Raw genomic sequence first — 18,778 nt, 5'->3', positions numbered from 1 at the left:
TCTTGCCGTTCGGCGTGAGCGGCAGTTGGTCCAGCAGCGCGAAACCGGCCGGCACCATGTACTCGGGCAGCGCCTGGCGCAGGGCTTCCTGGACGGCGGCGATGTAGGCCGCTTCGTCCGCCGCCGGCGCGGCCGGCACCAGGTAAGCCAGCAGGCGCCTGCGTTCGCCCTCGCCTTCCACCAGGACCGCGGCGTCGCGCACCTGCTCCAGGCGCTGCAGCGCCGCGCGCACTTCGCCCAGTTCGATGCGGTAGCCGCGCAGCTTGACCTGGTCGTCGGCGCGCCCGATGAATTCGAGGTCGCCGCCTGCCAGCATGCGCACCAGGTCGCCCGTCTTGTACAGACGTTCGCCCGGATTGAACGGATCGGCGATGAATTTCGCCGCCGTCAGCGCCGCTTGGTTCAGGTAGCCCCTGGCCACGCCGGCGCCGCCGATGTGCAGTTCGCCCGCCACGCCCACCGGGCATGGCTGCAGCGCCGCGTTCAGCACGTACAGGCGGGTGTTGTCCATGGCGCGGCCGATCGGCAGCACGCGCCCGATCGCATCCAGGTTGGCGCTGATGTCGTACATCGCGCAGCCGACCACCGTTTCGGTCGGACCGTAGTGGTTGAACAGCTGGCTGTGCGGGCAGCGCGCCTGCAGTTCGCGCGCCAGTTCCGGGGTAAAGGCTTCGCCGCCGACCACGAACACGTGGCGGCCCTGCACGGGCACCGTGGCTGGCAACAATTCCAGCAGCCCGCGCACGTGCATCGGCGTCATGCGCAGCAGCGCCGGGGCGCAGTCCGGATCGGCCAGGCGCGCCGCCAGCCCGGCCAGCTCGTCGCCGGCGTCGAGCAGCTCCACGGTGCCGCCGCGCAGCAGCGGCAGGTACAGGCTGGGCACGGTGATGTCGAAGCCGTGCGAGGTCACCACCTGCGAGCCGGCCAGGTGGCCGGCGTAATAACGGCGCGATGCGAAGGTGCAGTAGTCCATCAGCCCCAGATGGGCGATGTCCACGCCTTTCGGGGTGCCGGTCGAGCCCGAGGTATAGATCAAGTAGGCACTGTCCTGCAGCGTCGGCCCGTGGCCGTCGGCCGACGGGTTGTCCTCCGGGTAGCCGTCCAGCCAGCCGGCATCGGCGCCGTCGTCGAGCATCAGCAGGTCGACCCCGCCCGGCGGCAGGCGGTCCGCCATGCCGGGCTGCACCAGCACCCATTCGATACCGGCGTCGCGGATTATGGCGCCCAGGCGATCGCGGGTGTTCTTCGGCTCGAAGGGCACATAGGCGGCGCCGGCCTTGAGCACGCCCAGCATGGCCACCAGCAGCTCGGGCGAGCGCTCGACGTAGATGCCGACGCGATGGCCAGCGCCCACGCCCTGCTCGGCCAGGTAGTGCGCCAGGCGGTTGGCCTTGGCGTTGAGCCGGGCATAGCTCAGGGTATGGGCGCCATGCGCCACCGCGAGGGCATCGCCGCGGCGCGCCGCCACGTCCTCGAACTGGGCCTGCACGCAGCGTCCGTCCTCGTAGGCGCGCGCCGTGCCGTTCCATTCGACCAGCACCTGGTGGTACTGGTCCGGCGAGAGCAGGCCGATCACGCCGATATCGCCGGCGCCGCCTGCCATCGCCAGCAGCACGCGCTTGAGCTGGTCCAGCACGGCTGCAGCCATCGCCGCGTCCAGCACCTTGCCGCTGTAGGCGCAGCTGATGCGCAGCGCCGCGCCGTTGTTGACGTTCAGAGTCACGCCGTAGCCGTTGGCGATGAAGCTGTCCAGCGTCTCGAGCGCGATGCCGGCCTGGTCGCCTTCGCCCAGCGCCGCATCGAGCGGGTAGTTCTCGAACACGACGATGCTGTCGAACAGCGTGCTGCCGCCGGCGGGGCTGCAACGCGCGATTTCGGTCAGCGGCAGGAAGCCGTGCGCGGTACTGGCCTGGAACGCGTCGTGCAAGCCGGCCAGCAGCGTATCGACCTCCCGTCCGGTGTCGAAGGACACGCGTACCGGGATGGTGTTGATGAACAGCCCGACCATCTCTTCCACGCCCGCCACCTCGGCCGGGCGGCCGGAAACCGTCGTGCCGAACAGGACATGCTGCTCGCCGCTGTAGCTGTGCAGCAGGTAGCCCCAGGCCAGTTGCATCATGGTGTTGACGGTGGTGCGGCGTTCGCGTGCGAAGCGCTGCAGGGAGGCGGTCTCGGCGGTGTCGAAATGGATCCGCTGCTCGCCGTCCGCGGTGCCGGCGGCCGGCTGCGGCAGGCGCAGCGCCGTCGGCCCCTCGACCGCCGCCAGGTAGCCGCGCCAGTAGTCGCGCGCGGCCTCGCTGTCTTGGCGCTGCAGCCACGCGATGTAGCTGTCGTAGGGCGGCGCCGGGGCGGCGAACGGGGCCTGGCCGGTCAGCAGGCGGCGGTAGGCGTGCAACAGGTCGCGGTAGACCAGCGGCGTGCACCAGCCGTCGAGCAGCATGTGATGGTGGGTCCACAGCAGCTGGTAGCGCTCCTCGCCCAGGCGCACCAGGGTGATGCGTTGCAGCGGCGCCTGCTCCGGATCGAAGCCGCGGCGGCGGTCTTCTTTCAGCAGCCGCGCCAGGCGTGCCGCCTGTTCGGCCGGCGCCGCGTCGCGCCAGTCCTGCTCGTTCCACGGCAGCGCCACACCGGTGCAGACCAGTTGCTGCAACTGCTCGCCCTGGCCTACGAAGGCAGTGCGCAGGATGTCGTAGCGCGCCGTGACAGCATCCCACGCGGCGCGGAATCGCGGGACGTCGAGCGCGCCGGTCATGACCGGATAGGTCTGGGTCACGTAGGCGCCGCTGTCGAGCAGCGTATGGAACAGCATGCCCTGCTGCGTCGAGGTGGCCGGGTACAGCTTCTCGATCGGGTAGCGCCGCTGCCATGCCTCGATCTGGGCGCCGCTGACGCGCGCCAGCGGAAAGTCGCCCGGGGTGTAAGGGCCGGGTGCGGCGTCGGCGCAGTGCGCGATCACTTCCAGCAGGCCGGCCCGGATCCTCTGCCCCAAGCGCTCGACGTCGGCATGCGCGAATTCCAGCCCGCTGTAGTCCAGCACGAAACCGAGCTTGCCGGCCACCACCTGCCCATTCAGGCCTAGCGGGCAGGAACGCGGGCGGCGCGGGTCGATGGCGGCGCCGGTCGGCTCGGGCGCCAGACGCAGGGGCCCGACCGCATCGACCGTCTGGTCGAACTGTCCGAGATAATTGAATACCAGCTGGGCGGGATTGGCGCGCTCGGCATCGGCCAGCGCGGGTTCGCCTGCGATCTGGCGCAGTACGCCATAGCCGAAGCCTTTCTGCGGCACCGCGCGCAGCTGTTCCTTGATTTGGCGGATGACGGCCCCGGTGTCCTGGCTGTCGCACGCCAGCGCCACCGGATAGGTCGTGGTGAACCAGCCGACGGTCTGGCTGGTGTCGAGCGTGTCGGACAGGTCCTCACGCCCGTGCCCTTCCAGCAACAGCCGCAGTCCGCCGGCGCCGCGCCAGTCGCGCACGCCGATGGAGACCGCGGCGAGCAGGAGCTCGTCGATGCGGGTACGGTAGCGCTGGCCGCAGCGCTTCAGCAACGCCTCGGTATCGGCCGCGCCGAGCTCGATCCGTACCGTACGGGTGGAGGCGCTCGGCGCGCCCTCGCCATGCGGGCGACGGCAAGGCAGCGCGGGCACCGGCTGCGCCAGCTGGCCGAGCCAGTACGGCAGCTGCCCTGCGGCGCGCGGCGCATAGGCGGCCACGGCGGCGCCCCAGGCCTGGTAGGACGAAGTCTTGGCGGGCAGTGCGACCGGCCGGCCGGCCGCCAGCTGTCCGAACGCCAGCTTGAGGTCCGCCAGCAGGATGCGCCAGGAGACGCCGTCCACCACCAGGTGATGGGCGACCAGGAACAGGCGCGCGGCGCCCGGCCTTGCGGACGTCAGCAGCAGCGCGCGCAGCAGCGGGCCGCTGGCCGGGTCGAAGCTGCCCTGCATGGCGGCGCAGCGCTCGGCGATACCGGCCGCGGCGGCCTTGCCCTCGGGCAGCGCCTCGCTCGTCACCGCCTCCTGCGCCAAGCGCGCGGCCGGCGCCGCGTAGCCAGCCTCCCAGCCGCTGGCGCCGCGCACGACGCGCAGGCGCAGCGCGTCATGACGCTCGTGGAGCGCGCCCATCAGCTGCACCAGCAGCGCGTGATCGAGCCGCGGCGGCGCTTCCAGCAGGACCGACTGGTTGTAATGGCTGTGGTAGGCGGAGGTGTCCAGGAACTGTCGCTGGATCGGCAGCAGCACCTGGGCGCCCTGCACCGCTTCTTGCGCTCCGGCCTGGCGGGCGGCGCCCGCATGCCGCGCCAGTTCGGCCACGCTCTGGTGCGCGAACAGTTGGCGCGTGGTGATGCCCAGGCCGGCCTGGTTGGCGCGCGCGACCACCTGGATCGACAGGATCGAATCGCCACCCAGGGCAAAGAAGTTGTCGTGCACGCCGATCCGATCTACCTTCAGCAACTGCTGCCAGATGTCGCACAGCAGCGCCTCGGTGGCGTCGCGCGGCGCTTCGAAGTCGGCCTTGCCCGTGACCGCGACGGTCGGCAGGCTGCGGGTATCGATCTTGCCGTTCGGCGTGAGCGGCAGTTGGTCCAGCAGCGCGAAACCGGCCGGCACCATGTACTCGGGCAGCGCCTGGCGTAGGGCTTCCTGGACGGCGGCGATGTAGGCCGCTTCGTCCGCCGCCGGCGCGGCCGGCACCAGGTAAGCCAGCAGGCGCCTGCGTTCGCCCTCGCCCTCCACCAGGACCGCGGCGTCGCGCACCTGCTCCAGGCGCTGCAGCGCCGCGCGCACTTCGCCCAGTTCGATGCGGTAGCCGCGCAGCTTGACCTGGTCGTCGGCGCGCCCGATGAATTCGAGGTCGCCGCCTGCCAGCATGCGCACCAGGTCGCCCGTCTTGTACAGACGTTCGCCCGGATTGAACGGATCGGCGATGAATTTCGCCGCCGTCAGCGCCGCTTGGTTCAGGTAGCCCCTGGCCACGCCGGCGCCGCCGATGTGCAGTTCGCCCGCCACGCCCACCGGGCATGGCTGCAGCGCCGCGTTCAGCACGTACAGGCGGGTGTTGTCCATGGCGCGGCCGATCGGCAGCACGCGCCCGATCGCATCCAGGTTGGCGCTGATGTCGTACATCGCGCAGCCGACCACCGTTTCGGTCGGACCGTAGTGGTTGAACAGCTGGCTGTGCGGGCAGCGCGCCTGCAGTTCGCGCGCCAGTTCCGGGGTAAAGGCTTCGCCGCCGACCACGAACACGTGGCGGCCCTGCACGGGCACCGTGGCTGGCAACAATTCCAGCAGCCCGCGCACGTGCATCGGCGTCATGCGCAGCAGCGCCGGGGCGCAGTCCGGATCGGCCAGGCGCGCCGCCAGCCCGGCCAGCTCGTCGCCGGCGTCGAGCAGCTCCACGGTGCCGCCGCGCAGCAGCGGCAGGTACAGGCTGGGCACGGTGATGTCGAAGCCGTGCGAGGTCACCACCTGCGAGCCGGCCAGGTGGCCGGCGTAATAACGGCGCGATGCGAAGGTGCAGTAGTCCATCAGCCCCAGATGGGCGATGTCCACGCCTTTCGGGGTGCCGGTCGAGCCCGAGGTATAGATCAAGTAGGCACTGTCCTGCAGCGTCGGCCCGTGGCCGTCGGCCGACGGGTTGTCCTCCGGGTAGCCGTCCAGCCAGCCGGCATCGGCGCCGTCGTCGAGCATCAGCAGGTCGACCCCGCCCGGCGGCAGGCGGTCCGCCATGCCGGGCTGCACCAGCACCCATTCGATACCGGCGTCGCGGATTATGGCGCCCAGGCGATCGCGGGTGTTCTTCGGCTCGAAGGGCACATAGGCGGCGCCGGCCTTGAGCACGCCCAGCATGGCCACCAGCAGCTCGGGCGAGCGCTCGACGTAGATGCCGACGCGATGGCCAGCGCCCACGCCCTGCTCGGCCAGGTAGTGCGCCAGGCGGTTGGCCTTGGCGTTGAGCCGGGCATAGCTCAGGGTGCGGGCGCCGTGCGCCACCGCGGTACGCGCCGGCCACTCGGCCGCCGCCTGCTCGAACCGGGCCGCCACGGTCTGGTCGCGGCCGGTGGCATCGTCGGCGCCGCGCGCGTCGCCCAGCCAGCGGTCGAGGCCCGCCTGGTCCAGCAGCGGCAGCTCGGCCACGGGCGTGGCCGGCGCCTCGGCGATCGCCTGCAGCATGTGGTTGAAGGCGGCGGCAAGGCGTTCGATGGTCGGCGGCAGGAACAGGCTTTCCTTGTAGGTCCAGTTCAAGAACAGCCCGCGCGGCGATTCGCCGATCGTCAGGTCGAGGTCAAAGCGGATGAATTCCTCGTCGGCGGACAGCGCCTCCATCGCCATGCCGGACAGCTCGAAACGCGCCGTTTCATGGTTCTGCAGGAGGAACTTGACCTGGCAGACCGGGTTGTAGGAGAGGTCGCGTTCCGGACGCAGCGCATCGACCAGCAGCTCGAACGGCACGTCCTGGTTGCCGTAGGCGTCGAGCGCATAGTCGCGCGCCTGGCGCAGCAGCTCGACATAGGTCGGGTTGCCGGACAGGGTGCTGCGGAACACCAGCGTATTGACGAAGAAACCGATCAGGGGTTCGAACTCGCTGCGGGTGCGGCCCGCGACCGGCACCGCCAGCACGATGTCCTGCTCGCCGCTCCAGCGCGACAGCAAGGCCGAAAACGCGCTTTGCAGCACCATGAACAGGGTCGCGTCGTGCTGGCGTGCCAGCGCCGAGAGGCGCGTGGCCAGCGCCGCCGGCACCTGGGTCTGGTGGCTGAGCGCGCGGAATTCCTGGCGTGCGGTGCGCGCCTTATCGAGCGGGAGCGCATGCACTTTCGGGCAACCGTCCAGCACACGCTTCCAGTGCGCCAGCTGGCACTCCACCTGTTCGGCGTGGGAACCGCTGCGCTGCCATGCCGCGTAGTCGAGGTACTGGATCGGCAGCGCGGCAGCATCCGGAATGCGTCCGCCGCGCAAGGCTTCGTAGATCGCGGCGAACTCCTTGACCAGCACGCCGACCGACCAGCCGTCGGAGGCGATATGATGCATGTTCAGCAGCAGCACACCTTCGCGGTCGTCGCTGCGCAGGAAGGCCGCGCGCAGCATCAGGTCGGCGCCCAGGTCGAACGGACGCGCCGCGTCCGCCGCCAGCGCGGCGCGCACCGCCGCTTCGCGCGCCGCCGGATCGTGACCGCGCAGGTCATGGCAGGCGAGCGTGAAACCGGGCTGCTCCAGCACGTGCTGGCGCGGCCCGTCCGGGCTGTCCTGGTAGACGGTGCGCAGCACCTCGTGGCGCGCGATCACGTAGGCCAGCGCCTGCTCGGCCAGGGCTTCGCTGAAGTCGCCGCGGATGCGGAACGCACCCGGCATGTTGTAATGGGCGCTGCCGCCTTCCATGCGGTCGATGAACCACACGCGCTGCTGCGCATACGACAGCGGATGGCCGCCGCCGTCGCGCACCACCGGCTCGACGCGCGCCGCCGACAGGCTGCGCGCGGCGGTTTGCTGCCGCGCCAACCAGGCGCCCAGTTCGTCCTTGCGGGCGCGGATCGCGGCAAGCACCTCGGGGGTCAGCACGCCCGGCTGGGCGGACACGCGCGGTGTCCCGTCTTCCAGCCGGAAGCCGATGTCCTGGCCGATGCACCAGTCGATGAAATCACTGAAGTTCTCTGTTCTCATAACACCACTTCCTGCTCGTTATCCCGCGAGCGCGCCTGCATGCGCCCGAATCTCTCCGCTTCTTCCATCTGCCGCGCCTCCCAGTCGACCCGCTCCGCCAGCTTCGCTAGCGTGGGCAGCTCGAACACGTCGCGGATCGACAGGTCGACGCCGAAGCGATCCCGGATCTCCGCGGCCAGGCGCATCAGCAGCAGCGAATGCCCGCCCAGCTCGAAGAAGTTGGCGTCCGCGCCGACCAGGGCCGGGTCGACCTTGAGCAGTGCGGCCCAGACGTCCGCCAGCGCGCGCCCGGTCGGCGTGGACGGCGCCACCCGCGCCACGGCTGCGCCAACGGCACCAGCGGCGGCAGCGGCCGCACCGGGCGCCGGCAGCGCATTGCGATCCAGCTTGCCGTTGGCGGTCTGCGGCAGCGCTTCCATGACGATGATCTCGGACGGCACCATGTAGCCGGGCAGCACCTGCGCCAGCCCGCTGCGAAGGGCGGCACCGTCGAGGCCGCGGCCGGCCACGTACGCCACCACGCGCTGGTCACCGGCACCGAAGTCGCGCACCAGCGCCGCCGCCGCCGTCACCCCGCTCGCCGCCAGCAGCTGCGCCTCGATCTCGCCGAGTTCGATGCGGAAGCCGCGCAATTTGACCTGGTGGTCGATGCGGCCCAGGAACTGCAGGCTGCCGTCGGCGCGCTGGCGCACCAGGTCGCCTGTACGGTAGGCGCGCACGGCGCTCTGGCCGGGGCCGGGCCGGAATTCCACGAAGCGCTCCGCGGTCAGCGCCGCGCGTCCCAGGTAGCCGCGCGCCACGCCCGCCCCGCTGATCAGGAGTTCGCCGGGCACGCCAAGCGGCGCCAGCTCGAGGAAGCGGTCGACCACGTGCAGGCGGTAGTGCGCCAGCGCGGTGCCGAGCGAGACCTCGCCCATGCCGCCAGCGATCGGCTGGGTACTGGCCCATACCGTCGCTTCGGTCGGTCCGTACATGTTGTGCAGGCTGGCCGTGGTGGCTTGCGCCAGCTGGCCGGCGAGCGCCGCGCTGCAGGCTTCGCCGCCCACCAGCATGGTCCGCAGGCCCGCCAGAGCGGCGCGGTCGGCCTCGTCGGCAAGCAGCATGGCGGCGCGCGAGGGGGTGCACTGCAGATGGGTCACGCCGTGGCGGGCAATCAGCGCGCCCACCGCCGGCGCCGGGCCGCGCCGGCGTGCAGCGATGCTGTCCTTCAGCGCCGCCAGTTTAGGCAGGCTAGCCAGCACGGTGTCGGTAGGCACGCCGAAGTCGATCAGGCAAGCAATCTCGTCCACGCCGAGGGCTGTCAGTTCGTCGACGATGGCGGCGCAGCGCTCCGCCGACCCGAACAGGGCCGCGCTCCTGAAGTAGCGGTTGACTGCCAGCTCGAGGATGGCGTCGGTGTCCATGCCGTCGCCGCCCTCCACGTCGGCGCGCATGCCGTTGATCAGGGCGAGCGAGGTGGCGAGGTAGGCCTTGAACGGCTGCCGGACCTCGGCCAGCGCCTGCTCGTCGCTGTCCGCGATGAAGGTGTGCAGCATCAGGCTGACCTTGCCCTTGCCCGGATGGCCAGCGGCGCGCCATGCCTGCTGGTACTGGGCGATCTTCTGGGCCAGCTCGCCCGTGGTCTGTCCCAGCAGGTGGGTCAGCACGTTGGCGCCGCGCGCGCCGGCGCTGCGGAAGGTGTCCGGGTGACCGGCCGCGGTAATCCAGATCGGCGGCATCGCCTGCACCGGGGCCGGATACAGCTTGACGTCGATAGCGGCGCCGCTACCGTTCAGGCGCCGTACCGGCTGGCCGCTCCAGAACGCACGGAAGGTGTCGACGCCGTCGAATAGCACTTGGTGGCGGTTCTTGAAGCGGTCCGGAGCCAGCACGAAGTCGTTCGGGTTCCAGCCCGATGCGAAGGCCAAGCCCACGCGGCCGTTCGACAGGTTATCGACCACCGACCAGTCCTCCGCCACTTTCAGCGGATCGTTCAGCGGCAGCACGCAGCTGCCGGCGCGCACCTGCACGCGGCGGGTCACCGCGGCCACGGCCGCGCCGGTCACGGCAGGGTTGGGGAACACGCCGCCGAATGCGGCGAAGTGGCGCTCCGGCGTCCACACCGCGGCGAAACCGTTATCGTCCGCGAATTTCGCGCCTTCCAGCAGCAGCCGGTACAGGCCGGCATCGTCGGCGCCGGCGCTGCTGGCAAAATAGAACAGGCTGAAGTCGGGGCCCGCGCCGGCCTGGCCGCCGTGCTCAGCGGCGATCACGAGGCGGGCGCCGGACGTCAGCGCGCCGAAGATCTCGAGCACCGAGATGTCGAACGAGACCGCCGTCAGGCTCAGCCAAGCGGCCGCGGCGCCGCCTGTCAGCGGCGCCACCGCATCGAGCAGGTGGACCACGTTGCGGTGCTCGACCATGACGCCTTTCGGCCGCCCGGTCGATCCGGAGGTGTAGATGACGTAGGCCAGCGCGGCGCCGGGCACGCCTGCAGGCGGCGCCAGGTCGGCGCCGTCGAGGTCTTCCAGCATGCGCAGGGTGGTGTCCTGGTCGAGGCAGAGCGCGGCGCCCGCCGCCAGGCCGAGCATGCCCGCCAGGTGCGATTCGGTCACCACCAGGGTGGCGCCGCTGTCTTCCAGCATGTAGCGCAGACGCGCCGCCGGATAGCCGGGATCGAGCGGCAGATAGGCGGCGCCGGCCTTGAGCACCGCCAGCAGTGCCGTCACCATGCGAATCGAGCGCTCGACGCAGACCCCGACCGGCATGTCGGCGCCGGCGCCGCGGGCGCGCAGGTGGCGCGCCAGGCGGTTGGCGCGCCGGTTGAGTTCCGCGTAGCTCACGCTGTCCGCGCCGCATTCGACTGCCACGGCATCGGGCTGCGCCGCGGCCTGGCGTTCGAACAGGTGATGCAGCGCGAGCCCGTCCGGCAGCGCGGCGGCGACCGGCGGCGCGGCCAGCAGCGCGCGCAGTTCGGCGGCCCCGCTCATGCGCAGCCGCGCCACCGGTGCGTGTGGGTCGGCGGTCACGGCGTCGACCGTGGCCAGCACATGGCCGAGCAGGCGCTCGATGGTCGCCGACTCGAACAGGTCGGCGTTGTAGTCGATGCGCAGGTCGAGCCCGCCGTCGGCCGGGACCGCGCCGATGGCGAGGTCGAACTTGGCGGCCGCGGCGGCCGGCGCGAGCGGCCGCAAGCGCAGGCCCGGCAGCTCGAACGTGGCGGCCGGGACGCTGTTGAGGGCCAGCATCACCTGGAACAGGGGCGCGTGGGCGCGGCTGCGTACCGGGTTCAGGCGCTCGACGAGCAGCTCGAACGGGACGTCCTGGTGTTCCTGGGCTTCGAGATTGATGTCGCGCACCCTTTCCAGGTGGGTGGCAAACGACGCGTCGGCGTCGACCTCGGTGCGCAGCACCAGGGTGTTGGCAAAGAAACCGACCAGGGCTTCCAGCTCGGGCCGGCCGCGGTTGGCCACGGGGGTGCCGATCACGACGTCGCTACTGCGGCAGTAGCGTGCCAGCACCACCCCGAGCACTGCATGCAGGGCCATGAAGAGGGTGGCGCCATGGCCGGCGGCGAGCGTGCCCAGCGCTGCCAGCTGCGCCTGCCCGATGCGGCCGGCGACGCTGGCGCCGCGCTTGCCCTGCTGCGCCCCGCGCGGGGTATCGAGCGGGAAGTCGTGGACCTGCGGCAGCGCCTGCAGGCGCCGCTCCCAGTAGGAGAGGTGGCGTTCGAGCGCGTCGCCAGCCAGGCTGTCGCGCTGCCAGGCGGCGTAGTCGGCGTAGGCGAGCGGCAGCGGCGCCAGCGCGGCGTCCGCGCCGCCGGAGAACTGGCGGTACAGGCGGACGAACTCGTCCACCAGGATCGCTAGCGACCAGCCGTCGGCGGCGACGTGGTGTACGTTGATCATCAGTACGCCGCTGTCGGCCCCGGTGCGCACGCACACGGCGCGCAGCATCAGGTCGCGGGCGAGGTCGAATACGTGGCCGGCTTCGGCGGCGATGGCGGCGGCCAGGGCCGGCGCGCGGGCGGCGGCGTCGAGCCGTCCTAGGTCGTGCCGCACCATATCCAGCGCCCACTCGGCGCGCACCAACTGGCACGGGATGCCGCCGGCTTCGGCGAACACGGTGCGCAGCGGCTCGTGACGCGCCACCAGCACATTGAACGCGGCCTGCGCCGTGTCTTCGTCGAAGGCGCCTTCGAACGCAAAGGCGCTGAACAGGTTGTACTGCGGGCTGCCCCCCTCCATCTGGTCGAGCAGCCACAGGCGCTGCTGGCCGAACGACAGCGGCAGCGGCGCGCCGGTGCGCACGCGCGGCGCCAGCGCGCCCTCCTCCCCGGCAATTGGCGCCGCCGCCAGGAAGGCCACCAGCTGCTGCTTGTGCTGCTTCAGCAGTGCCAGCAGCGCGGCGGACGGCTCGTCGTCGAAATACACTTCGAGGCCGCCCGCGCACACCTCCAGTTCGACGTTCTCGGCGCGGCAGCGCCCAATCAATTCCTGCATGTCCATTTCAGCTCCCCATCGATTCATAATGTGACTTTGTTTTTCTTCGCCGCTTCTTCGAACACCGGAAACTCGACCGCCCCGGTGGCGGAGTTGATGACGCCGCGGCGGTTATTCACGGGCATCCCGCGTACGAAGGCTCCGCCGTAGCGGCCTCCGGCATCGAAGATGCCCCAGATGAAGGTCCAGTCGGACAGCTCGCCGTGCGCATCCGGCGCAACCACGGTGTCGGCGCCGCAGTACTCCTGCGCCAGCCAGTCCTGGGCACCGAGCTCGCGCTCGACCACCGCCGCCCATTCATCGTCACCACAGAACTTGCCGACATGGACGTCGCGGCCCTGCAGCGAATGCGACTTCTTGATCACGAAGTCGTCCTTGTGAGCCAACAGCAGCGTGCGCAGGGCCCAAGCGCGGCCACGCCACTGCACCGAAGTGGCGCCCATGCGGGCGGTAAAGGGAATGTGGCGCTCGACCAGGGCACGCTCGCCGGCATCGAGGTGCGGCGCCAGCACCGGCTCGTGCAGCAGCGCCATCAGCGCCTTGTTGCCGAACAGCGTGTACAAGGGGCTGTCCGGCATGACCACCCGGCCGGCCAGGTGGGCACTCGTGAGGCGCAACTGGATGGTCGGGTCGATGATCGTGCCCTCGGGCGAGAGCAGCAGCACCGCATCCATGCGCTCACCCTCATGGCTGACCGTGCCGTCACCGTCAAACGCCACGTGCGCGACGTCGGTGCAGATCACCATACGGCCGCGCGGCCATCGCTTCGGGCGCATGCGCACGAACGCGCCGCCGAACGGCGCCAGCCGCGCTTCCTGTTCTTCCTGCACCGCGCCGGCCACCAGCAACAGGATGTTGCCTGTGCCGCCGCCAGGTTGCTGGCGCGCGATGGCGTCGAACAAGCCGGTGAACATGGTGTCGACCATGTTGCGGTAGTCGAGCGCCCAACGCGCGGTGGCAGCGCCGCTGGCCAGAATCTCGCGGAACTGCGGCTCGATCCAGCTGAGCTGCCAGCCGCCGATGGTCGACCCCGCGTTCACCTCGATCAGCTTGAGCTGGCCATTCGCATACAGGACGTCGTGGCGATTGAGCATCTGGCGCGGATCGGCTTGGGTGCTCAGCAGGATCTCGTGGATCACGGCCGGCTCGTTCAGGTAAAGCGCGAAGGCGTCGGCGTCGCTGCCGAACATGATCCGGATCGCCTTAAGGTACAGGGCCGGCAGGCGCGCGATCAGGTGTTCGAACTCAGCCACCCGCTCGGCCGAAATGATGACCGGCCACGGCGACACCGCGTACGGATAGTCGCGCATGCATTCGGCCACCGCGGGACGGTTCAGCTCCAGGCGCAGCCTGCGCAGCGCGGGGTTTGCGTCCCATTCGTGGCCAAGCTGCTGGAAGCGCGCCGAATAGAATCGGTTGTTCGCAAAGCGGTCCGTCGTTTCCATGCAATCCCTTTCGTCTCATGAACCGATTGTTCTTTGGCATCAATCGTGAGGGGGATTGTAGGTAGCGCTCCGGTGTTTGATAGCTGCTGCTGTTGACAGGTGAGCAGACAGAAAAAAGGCCGCGTGCCCCACGATGCGCGGGACGACGCGGCCGGCCTGTCAACTATTACAGGGTGATCTGGCGTGCCTTTCCCGCGCCTGCGCGGCGCACGCCCGCCGCCAGGCGCGCCGCTTCGATGCGCGCGGCGGCGGCGCGGATCGAACTGGCGGCAAAGAAGCTCTTGTAATCCATGCGCAGGCCGAACTCGCGCTCGATTCGCACGAGCAACTGGGTCGCCATCAGCGAATGGCCGCCGATCCTGAAAAAATCATCCTGCGTTCCGATACCCTCGCGCCGGAACACCGACTGCCAGATCGCCAGCAGCCGCGCTTCCACCTCGTTCTCGGGCGCGCTCGGTGCCGCGGCCGGACGCGGCACTACCGGCGGCAGCCGCCTGGCGTCGAGCTTGCCGTTCTCGTTGCGCGGCAGCGCGTCGAGGAACAGGTACTCGGACGGCAGCATGTAGTCCGGCAGGCGTTGCGCGAGAAACGCGGCCATGCCGTCCACCGTCGCCGCGCCGTCCTGCGCCGCCGCCACGTAGGCCACGATCGCCGTCTCGCCGCGCGCGTCGCACCAGGTCGACAGCGCGCACTGCGCGACCCCGGGGTGCAGGCTCAGGCACACCTGGATTTCCGACAGCTCCACCCGGAAGCCCCGGATCTTGATCTGCCGGTCGGTGCGGCCATGGCATTCCACCACCCCGTCGCGCCGGTAGCGACCGCGGTCGCCGGTGAGATAGACGACGTCGGCCGGGTCGACGCCCTGCGGATTGGGCACGAACCTGGCTGCACTCAGCGCGGCGTCGCCATGGTAGCCCAGCGACATGTAGCGGCTGCGCGTGGCGATCTGGCCGAGCTCGCCGACACCGCACGGTGTCATGGTATCGTTCAGGACCAGCAGCTGAACGTGGCGGATGCCGATGCCGACCGGGATCACGTCGGTGCAGTAGGCGTGCGCATCCTGGTAGGCCTCGACGTCGTGATAGCTGATGGCGCGCCCGGTCTCGGTCGAGCCGTAGATGTTAATCACCCGCATCGCCGGGGCTGCGCGGCGGAACTGGCGCAGGTGCCCGGTGGTGATGATTTCGCCGACGAAGAAGGCGATGCGCAGCGACCCGACCGGGCGTTCACAGACGCTCGACAGGAAGGTGCCCAGGCTCGGCGTCAGGTGCAGCACCGTGATGCCGTACTCGAGCAGCCAGCCGTTCAGCTGCGCGAACGCCAGGTCGGCCTCCAGCGGCACGTACAGCGCGGCGCCCATGCACAGCGGTGTGAACATGTCGCGGTGCAGCGGGTCGTGGACCAGGCCGGACAGCATGCCGAAGCGGTCGTCGGGCGTCAGTCCGAACTGCGCCGCCATCCACGGCATGAAGGTGGTCAGCGACCCGTGGCGGCCGCGGATCGCCTTCGGCCGCCCTTCGGTGCCGGAGGTGAAGGCAATGTAGGCCAGGTCGTCCGGGCCGCTCGCCACCGTGTCGAAGGCCGGTCCATGCCCGGCATCGAGCAGGCCGCGGTCGGCCGCGACGTCCAGGCGCGCGCAGCCGATCACCTCGAGATGGGCGACGATCGCCGGGTCGAGCCGCGGCGATGGTTCCAGCGTGACCAGGCAGCGCGGCGGCACGGCCTCGATCTGCTGGAGCACGCGCAGCGGAGGTACCGCCTGCGACAGCATCATGAATGCCGCGCCGGCCTTCAGGATGGCCAGGGTCGCGATCACCAGTGCGTCGTGGCGTTCGGTCATGATCCCGACCACGTCGCCGGGCCGCACGCCGAGCGCCTGCAGCCGTGCCGCGACCACGCCGCTGATGCGATCCAGTTCGCCGTAGGTCCAGCTGCGGCCGGCGCATGCCAGCGCCAGCCGTGCCGGCCAGCGCGCGGCAACCTGGCCGAAACGTTGCTGCACCGACCCGATCCATGCGTTCTCGATCATCGGCAGGGCCGGGTCCGGCAAGGTGGCAGCGGCCAGCATCGGCGGCACCGGCACCCCGGCCGCACCGGCCCTGAGCAGGTAGTGGCCACACGGGCGGGCGGCGTCGGCAGCGACCTGGTCGAGCAGGTAGGCGTACTGTTCGAGCAGCAGTTCGACGTCGCGCGCCGCCAGCAGCTTTTCGTTGAAGCTGCAGTACAGCCGGATGCCGTCGGCGCCGTCGCTCACGTACAGGCTGAGGTTGAATTTGCTGCCGAGCGCGGCCACCGTGTCGGACGCCTCGTCCAGCAGGCGCCGTCCGTCGCGCGCATCCGGCAGGCTGAGCATGTTCAGGAAGACCTGGAACAGCGGCGTGCTGTCTGGGTTGCGCGCGGTACCGCTCACCGCCAGGATACGTTCGAACGGCAGGTCCTGGTACGAAAGCACCTCGGCGGCATTGGCCACCTGGGTCTCGAGAAAGGTGTCGAACGGCTGCTGCAGATTGATCCGGCTGCGCAGCGGCAGGTTGTTCAGGAACATGCCGAGCACGCCTTCCGAACCGACGATGTGGCGACCGCTGACGGGAATGCCGATGTTCAGGTCGGTTTCGGCACAGACGCGGCCGAGCAGCAGCGCGAGCGCCGCGTGCATCACGTTGAACAGCGAGCCGCATGCCTGGCGGGCGAGCCCCTGCAGGCCGGCGCGGGTCGACGCGCTCAAGCGCTGGCGGATCACTTCGCCGCGCACGCCTTCGCGGGTCGGGGTGGCCGACTGGAACGGCAGCAGGATCTGCTCGCCAGCGCCGTCCAGGTAGGTACGCCAGAAATCTTCCTGGCGGCGCGCTTCCGCCGATGCCAGGAAACGCTGCTGCCAGGCGACGTAATCGCGGTAGCCCGGCTGCGCCTCGCCGCTGCCGGCAGGCGTGCCGGTGCCGGCCGCCAGGGCGTCGTAGTCAGCCATTAGCTGGTCGAAGAACAATACCAGCGACCAGCCATCCGCGACGATGTGATGGATGCTGACCTGGACCACGCAGCTGTCGTCGCCGTCCTGCGCCACCAGCAGCGACACCAGCGGCAGGCGGCCGATGTCGAACGGTCGCTCACCGTGTTCGCGCAGCAGGTCAGCCAGCACGCTATCCGCCTGTGTCTGCCCGCGCAGGTCGTGCCATGCGATCGCGCAGACCGGTTCGGACTGCACCTGCTGGCTCACCGTACCTTCGTCAACCTCGATCACGGTGCGCAGGATGTCGTGGCGGCGCGCCACTGCATGGAAGGCGGCGCGCAGCAATCCTGGCTCGATGCGGCGCGCCACGCGCACCGCGCCGACGATATTGTTGTCGGCCGCATTCTCCTGCATCTGGCACGCGAGCCAGATGCGCTGCTGCGCGGCCGACAGCGGCGCCGGTCCGGTGCCCGCCTCGCGCCGCAGCCGTTCGCCGTCGGCGCCGGCGTCGAGGGCCGCGGCAAGGGCGGCGATGGTCGGGTTGGCGAACACCTGGCGTACGCCGATGGCCAGGCCGGCGCGCTGCGCGGCCAGGTGGATCATCCGGGTCAGCAGCAGGGAATGGCCGCCGATGTGGAAGAAGTTCGCGTCGGCGCTGACGCGTTCGCACTCGAGCAGCTCCCGCCAGATCGCGGCCAGCGCCAGCTCGGTCGGCGTCGTGGGAGCGACAAAGGCGCCGCTCTCCTGCGGGTCCGGCTTCGGCAGCGCGCGCTTGTCGATCTTCCCGTTCGGCGACAGCGGCAGCGCATCCATCACGACGAACACGCCCGGCACCATGTAGTCGGCCAGGGTCTCGGACAGGGCCGCGCGCAGGCACGCCCCCAGCGCCTCGCCGTCGGCGCCGGCTTCGCGCGTGGCCACGTAGGCCACCAGCCTGCGCTCGCCCTCCTCGCCATGTGCCACCACCACCGCTTCGGCAACCCCGGGCTGGGCCGACAGCCGGGTTTCGATCTCGCCCAGTTCGATGCGGAAGCCGCGGATCTTGACCTGGTCGTCGGCGCGGCCGAGGAAGGCCAGGGTGCCGTCGTCCAGCCAGCGCACCATGTCGCCGGTGCGGTACAGGCGTTCGCCCGGCATGAAAGGATCGTCGACGAATTTCTGGGCGGTCAGTTCGGCGCGGTTCAGGTAACCGCGCGCCAGCCCGGCGCCGCCGATGTACAGCTCGCCCACCGCCCCCACCGGCAGCAGCCTGCCGCTCGCCGACAGTACGTGCAGTCGGGTATGCGACACCGCCCGCCCGATGCCGGGAATGCCCGCCACCGGCCCGGTGAACATGGCACCGGTCGAATAGGTCGTGTCTTCCGACGGACCGTACAAATTCCACACTTTCCTGCAACCGGTGCCCGCGAACAGGCCGTTGAGCAGCTTTTGCGGCAGCGGCTCGCCAGCCAGGTTGATCACCTCGGCCGAATGCGGCACCCGGCCCCGCTCCAGCAGCATCTTCATCGCCGAAGGCACGGTGTTGACCAGGCTGACGTCGCAATCCTCCTCGAGCAGGGCCAGCGCGTCGCGCACCACCACGCAGCGGTGGCCGGCGCTGAGCGGCACGAAGATCTCAAATACCGACAGGTCGAAGTTGAGCGAGGTGCTCGCCAGTACCGCGCGCAGTTCGACCGCGCTGAAGTGCGCATGGGCCCATTCCAGCAGCGCCGCCGTGTTGCGGTGCTCGATCATGACGCCCTTCGGCACCCCGGTCGAGCCCGATGTATAGATCAGGTAGGCCAGGTGCGCCGGCGTGACGCCCACCGCCGCCGCGTCCGGATCGGACTCACTGTAGCCGGCGAAGTCGCCGTCGCGGTCCAGGCACAGCGCGAGTGCCGCCCCCGGGACCAGCGTGTCCAGCAGCCGCGCCTGGGTCAGCACGATGCGGGCCCCGCTGTCGCGCACCATGAAGTCGAGGCGCGTGCGCGGGTAGGCCGGGTCCAGCGGCACGTAGGCGCCGCCTGCCTTCAGGATGCCGAGCATGCCGACCACCATGTCGGCCGAGCGCTCGACGCACAGGCCGACCAGGGTGTCCGGTCCCACCCCTTCGGCGCGCAGGCGGTGGGCGATGCGGTTGGCTTTTGCATTCAGCGCGGCGTAGCTCAGCGCCCTGCCCTCGCACACCACCGCCACCGCCACCGTCGCCGGTGTGCGCCTGGCCTGTTCTTCGAACAAATGGTGGATGCAGCGGGCCGGCGGCGCCGCG

General features: G+C 70.3%; 4 protein-coding genes. All 4 read right to left on the bottom strand.

The genetic code is table 11. The annotated features are described in order from the left end of the window. A partial coding sequence (locus U1H99_RS29710) for a non-ribosomal peptide synthetase (protein WP_323145101.1) occupies positions 1 to 7,657 on the bottom strand: 7,657 nt, incomplete at its 3' end. Beyond that, positions 7,654 to 12,138 carry a MupA/Atu3671 family FMN-dependent luciferase-like monooxygenase gene (locus tag U1H99_RS29705; RefSeq protein ID WP_323145100.1) on the bottom strand — a complete coding sequence of 1,495 codons (4,485 nt, stop codon included), beginning with the start codon at positions 12,136 to 12,138 and terminating at the stop codon, positions 7,654 to 7,656. The genes U1H99_RS29710 and U1H99_RS29705, both read right to left, overlap by 4 nt. A 23-nt stretch (positions 12,139 to 12,161) precedes the next feature. Beyond that, entirely contained in the window at positions 12,162 to 13,583 is a 1,422-nt protein-coding gene (locus U1H99_RS29700) for a hypothetical protein (protein ID WP_323145099.1), read from the bottom strand. Positions 13,584 to 13,749: 166 nt separating this feature from the next. Beyond that, positions 13,750 to 18,778: non-ribosomal peptide synthetase (locus U1H99_RS29695; protein ID WP_323145098.1), on the bottom strand; the 5,029-nt coding region annotated here is incomplete at its 5' end.

Source organism: Massilia phyllosphaerae (assembly GCF_034659755.1).
Lineage (GTDB): Bacteria > Pseudomonadota > Gammaproteobacteria > Burkholderiales > Burkholderiaceae_D > Telluria > Telluria phyllosphaerae.
The sequence above is the reverse complement of the archived record's forward strand: the minus strand, read 5'-3'. Positions and strand labels throughout refer to the sequence as shown.